This is a genomic window from Kluyvera huaxiensis, assembly GCF_040149365.1.
Taxonomy (GTDB): Bacteria; Pseudomonadota; Gammaproteobacteria; order Enterobacterales; family Enterobacteriaceae; genus Kluyvera; species Kluyvera intermedia_A.
The window spans coordinates 1-749 of sequence record NZ_JBEFLV010000055.1; the positions used below are offsets into that span (position 1 = coordinate 1).

Sequence of the window (749 nt, forward strand, 5' to 3'; positions counted from 1 at the left end):
GCGGCGTTTAAGCGTGCGGATGAAGTCTGGAATCTCCGCAAAGGCGACCGTTATGTGAATGACGATGCGCGCGCCAGCTACTGGAACGATCGCGAGTCAGCGCGTCTGGCGCTGGAGATGGCCCAGCAGCAGGCCAATGTGGCGAAAGCGACCGAGGACAACGCCGCGAGAGAGGCGGTGGTGGAATCCGATCGCCAGAAGTATGCCGCGCAGGCCCAGTCAAACTATGCGAAGACGCAAAGTGCGCTGGAGAAATACACCGCTCGCCAGAACGAACTGAATAAGGCGCTGAAGGATGGGCGGATCCTCCAGGCGGACTACAACATCAACCTTGAAGCCGCCAAAAAAGAATACGACGACTCGCTGAAGAAACCTAAAAAGCCGTCAGCGGTGAAAACGCCGGCAGGCGTGAAAAGTATCGATACAGCCAGTGCGCAGACGCTGGAGCTGGAAGCGCAGCTACGCACGCTGGAAGAGCATAAGAGCATCACGGATACCATCAGCCAGCAGCGGCAGGAACTGTGGAAACAGCAATCCCGCTTTTCTGTACTGGAAGAGGCCGCTAAAAAGCGCGCGCTGACCGCTGATGAAAAATCGGTGCTGGCGAACAAAGATGAGGTGCTGGCGCGGGCGGAGGTGAATGCCCGGCTTGGCGATCAGATTGTTGCCCAGGAGCGGTTGAACCGCCTGCAGGATAGCTCGCAGAAATACGTTACCCAGATTGGTGAGAAAACCAAAGCGCTGGTGGC

The 749-nt window shown here is 57.5% G+C and carries 1 pseudogene; it reads left to right on the plus strand.

The annotated features are described in order from the left end of the window. Positions 1 to 749, plus strand: a pseudogene (locus ABOC97_RS23880) (phage tail tape measure protein); the annotation flags it as partial.